Genomic DNA, 4,611 nt, shown 5'->3' with positions numbered 1-4,611 from the left:
GCCTCCTGGCAACGGGCTATGGATCCCGCGAACACCGTTGAGGTGTCGAGGAGTTCGGCTCCCATGCCGATCCACTGCGAGCCCTGCCCGGGGAAGACGAACACCGGACGCTCGTAGCTGCCGCTGCCGATGGGAGCGGTGCCGTCGGCGACGGCGGCGAGTCCGCTCAACAACTCCGCGCGGTCCTCCCCGATCACCACCGCCCGCTGCTCGAACACGGTCCGGCCCGACACCAGGGCAGCGGCCACCGCGGCCGGTTCCCACTCCGGGTGAGCCTCGACCGCCGCCCGCAGCCGCTGGGCCTGGGCGCGCAGGGCCCGTTCGTCCCGGGCGGACAGCACCCACGGCACGACCGCCGGGGCGGGCGTCGTGGGCGTCGGCTCCTCGGCGGCGGGCGCCTCTTCCAGGATGACGTGCGCGTTGGTCCCGCTGATTCCGAACGAGGACACGGCGGCTCGTCGGGTCCGCTCCCCGGCCGGCCATTCCCGTGCCTCGGTGAGCAGTTCGACGGCACCGGCGGACCAGTCGACGTGCGGGGTGGGCTCGTCGACGTGCAGGGTGCGCGGCAGCACGCCGTTGCGCATCGCCAGCACCATCTTGATCACGCCGCCGACCCCGGCGGCCGCCTGGGTGTGCCCGATGTTGGACTTCAACGAGCCCAGCAGCAGCGGCCGTTCGGCCGGCCGCTGCTGTCCGTAGGTGGCGAGCAGGGCCTGCGCCTCGATCGGGTCGCCCAGTCGGGTGCCGGTGCCGTGCGCCTCGACCGCGTCCACGTCGGCCGCGGCCAGCCGGGCGTCCGCGAGGGCGGCCCGGATCACCCGCTGCTGCGACGGCCCGTTGGGCGCGGAGAGCCCGTTGGAGGCGCCGTCCTGGTTGACGGCGGAGCCGCGGATCACGGCGAGGACCGGGTGCCCGTTGCGCTGGGCGTCGGAGAGCCGTTCCAGCAGGAGGACGCCGACGCCCTCGCCCCAGCCGGTGCCGTCGGCGGCGGCTGCGAAGGCCTTGCAGCGCCCGTCGGGGGAGAGGCCGCGCTGGCGGCTGAACTCGACGAACATGCCGGGGGCGGCCATGACCGCCGCGCCGCCGGCGAGGGCGGTCGAGCACTCGCCCCTGCGCAGCGACTGGCAGGCCAGGTGGAGCGCGACCAGCGAGGAGGAGCACGCGGTGTCCACCGTGATCGCCGGGCCCTCCAGGCCGAACACGTACGACAGCCGGCCGGACAGGACGCTCACGGTGGTGCCGGTCAGGACGTGCCCTTCGACGAGGTCGCTCGCCTCGTGCATGCGGGCCCCGTAGTCCTGGGTCATCGCGCCGACGTACACACCGGTCCGGCTGCCGCGCAGGGACTCCGGCGCGATGCCGGCCCGCTCGAACGCCTCCCAGGAGCTCTCCAGCAGCAGCCGCTGCTGCGGGTCCATCGCCAGCGCCTCGCGCGGGCTGATCCCGAAGAAGGCGGCGTCGAACCGGTCGGCGTCGTGCAGGAAGCCGCCCTGACGGGTGTACGTGTGGCCGCTGCGGGACGGGTCGGGGTCGTACAGCGAGTCCAGCTCCCAGCCCCGGTTGTCGGGGAACGAGGAGACGGCGTCGCGGCCGTCCGCCACGAGCCGCCAGAGCTGTTCGGGGCTGCGGACCTCACCGGGGAAGCGGCAGGCCATCGCGACGATCGCGATCGGCTCCTGCTCGCCGGCCGCGTCGTGGCCGACGACCGGCGGCTGTCCGTCGGCGGTCGCCTCCGCCTCCGGGGCGTCGTCCTCTCCGGTGAGCCGGGCGAGCAGGTGGCGGTTCAGGGCCTTCGGCGTCGGGTGGTCGAAGAGCAGGGTGAGGGGCAGGGCCAGACCGGTCGCCGCCATGAGCCGGTTGCGCAGCTCGACGGCCATGGCGGAGTCGAACCCGAGGTCCCGGAGCGGCCGGTCCTCGGGGGTGGCGGCCGCCGCGTGGCCGCACAGCGCGGTGATCTCGGCGCGGACGAGGTCACGGACCCAGTCCTGTGGTGCGGTGCGGGCCCGGTCGGTGGTCGCGTCGACGGCGCCCGCGCGGGCGGTGTCCGGTCGTGCGGTGTCCGGGCGGGCGGCGCGGAACGGGTACGTCGGCAGCGGGACCCGCTGTGCGCCGGATCCGCCGAGGGCGGCCGCCCAGTCCGGTGCGGCCCCTCGGACGTGCAGTTCGGCCATCGAGCTGAGGAACCGGTCCGCCCCGCCCTGGTCGCGGCGCAGGGTGCCGACGACGACGGCGCCGCCCGTCAGGCCCTCGTCGTCCAGGGTCTCCTGGAGGCCGCCGAGGAGGCCGGGGTGGGGGCTCACCTCCAGGAAGAGCCGGTGCCCGTGGGCCAGCAGCGCGCGGGTGGCGTCCTCGAAGCGGATCTCGCTGGTGATGTTCCGCAGCCAGTACGCGGCGTCCAGGGCCGCGGTGTCCAGGAGCCCGCCGGTCGAGGAGGAGTAGAACGGTACGGCGGAGCTGCGCGGGCGGATCGCGGCGAGGCCGTCGAGGATGCCGTCGCGGTCGAGGCCGAGTGCGGGGGAGTGTGCGGCGAGTCCGTTGCTCAGACGTCGTGCCCGCACCCCCTCGGCTGCCAGTTCGGCCAGCAGCTCGTCCACGGCCCCCCGGTCACCGGAGAACAGCGTGGATCGCGGGCCGTTGGTCCCGGCGACGACGAGTCGGCCCTGCCACCGGGCGAGCCGCGGCGCCAGCTGTTCGCGGGGCAGCAGGACGGAGGCCAGATCGCCCTGTCCGGCTGCGGCGGCCTGCGACCGGCTCCACAGCGCCACGACCTGGGCGGCCTCCTCCAGGGTGAGCGCACCGGCGACGTGGGCGGCCGCGATCTCACCCAGGCTGGCGCCCACCACGGCAGCCGGTGCCACGCCGGCGGCGCGCCACAGCGCCGCGAGCGAGACCATCACGGCGAACAGGACGGGCTGGACGACGTCCACCGCCACCGGGGCGGGGGCGCCGGGGGCCTCGCGCAGCACGTCGGCCAGCGACCACGGGACGTACGGTGCGAGGGCGTCCTCACAGGCCTTCATGTGGTCCCGGAAGAGCTCCGAGGACTCCAGCAGGTCGAGGGCCATGCCCCGCCACTGCGTGCCCTGGCCCGGGAAGACGAAGACGACTCCGCGCCCGGTGTCCGCCGTCCCGCGGACGAGTGACGGCGCGAACCCGCCCTCGGCGACGGCCCGCAGTCCGTGCAGGGCGTCCACGCGGTTCTCGGCGACCAGGACGGCGCGCTGCTCGAACGCCGTCCTGGTGATGGACAGCGAGTGGCCGACGTCGGCGAGCCGGAGGCCCGGGTCGGCCGCCAGCCGCTCGCGGAGCGCCTGCGCCTGGGCCCGCAGGGCGGCGTCGCTGCGGGCGGAGAGGACCAGGGGTGTGCGCTCCGTGACGAGGAGCGGCCGGGCGGCGGGCCGTGCCCCGGGGGCTGCCGGGGGATCGGCCGGTACGGCGCCGAGCAGTTCGAGGACACCCGGGCCGGACGCGGGTCGGCCGCAGGCGACCACACCCAGGACCCGGACGTCGTCGCGTCGCGCGTCGGGCAGCCGCCGGAGCACGGCGAGGACCGTGCCGCCGTCGCCGGCGAGGGCGAGGTCGCACTCCCCGCGGCGCAGCGCCTCCGCGGCGAGCGCGACGGCGGCCTGCACCGGTGCTTCCGACGGTCCGGGAGCGGCCTGCGGGCCGTGGAGGCCCAGTACGGCGGCAAGGCGCTCCGACGAGTGTTCCGCCGATCGGTCCGGCGACGACGGTGCGAGGAAGACACCGGTTCGGCTTCCGCGCAGCGAGGCGGGGAGGATCCCGGCGTCCTCCAGCGCGCTCCAGGCGAGCTCCGACAACCTCCAGTCCGCGGGGCCGAGTTCGGCGGCCAGGGCGGCCGGAAGCCCGAAGAACGCGGGGCCGCCGTCAGGGCCGTCGTAGCCCTGCCGGTCGCTGTCGGCTCCGGGCGTCGGGCCGGACAGCCCGACGACGGCGACCGGGTCGTGCTCACAACTCGTCTGCGGCACTGGCTACTCGGCTTTCCTCGTGGTCCTGATGTGCTCGCCGGTCCGGCGGAGCGGACGGCTACTGCGCGTGCCGCGTGCGTGCGGTCGCTGTCCACCCAGCGGCTCGGGCGAGAGGGCTGCCGACGCCTCATCTCGATCCAGTGGCTCGGTTGACCGAGAGCCTGCCAGGATGATCTTGGCAGTGACTTGGAGTCGACTTGGAGTCCACTTGGAGGAGTCTTGGAGTGCGGGCGGAACCCGGGTCGCGAGCGCGAGTTGCCTGCAAGGCAAGAGGAATTGCATGAGCATGTCATCGAAGTGGCGAAAAAGCGGGCCCGGTGGCGACGGCTGTGTCAGCCGTCGCCACCGGGCCGTTGTCGGGGGCCTATCGTCGCGGTGTGCTCATGCGCAGCCCGCGACGGGGTCGCCGCGCAGGATCGAGCCGAACAGCTCCTGCAACTCGGCGCCCGGGTCCACGCCGTACTCGTCCGCCAGGGTCCGTCGGGTCCGGTGGTACGCGTCGATCGCGTCGGCCCGCCGACCGGACCGGTACAGGGCCTTCATCAGCAGCCAGCTGAACCGCTCCCGGGTCGGGAATCGCGAGGTGAGCGCCGGAAGTTCGGCGGCGACCACCGAGTAGTCC

General features: G+C 74.8%; 2 protein-coding genes. Both read right to left on the bottom strand.

Annotated elements, in window-relative coordinates; genetic code table 11:
- Positions 1–3,989 (bottom strand): beta-ketoacyl synthase N-terminal-like domain-containing protein (locus tag ACFC1T_RS38110; protein ID WP_375897328.1); only part of this gene is annotated, 3,989 nt, incomplete at its 3' end.
- Between the two features lie 381 nt (positions 3,990–4,370).
- A partial coding sequence (locus ACFC1T_RS38105) for a BTAD domain-containing putative transcriptional regulator (RefSeq protein WP_375897325.1) occupies positions 4,371–4,611 on the bottom strand: 241 nt, incomplete at its 5' end.

The sequence above is a fragment of the Kitasatospora sp. NPDC056076 genome (assembly GCF_042266305.1).
Classification (GTDB): Bacteria; Actinomycetota; Actinomycetes; order Streptomycetales; family Streptomycetaceae; genus Kitasatospora.
This window is presented reverse-complemented; position numbering and strand designations above follow the sequence as displayed.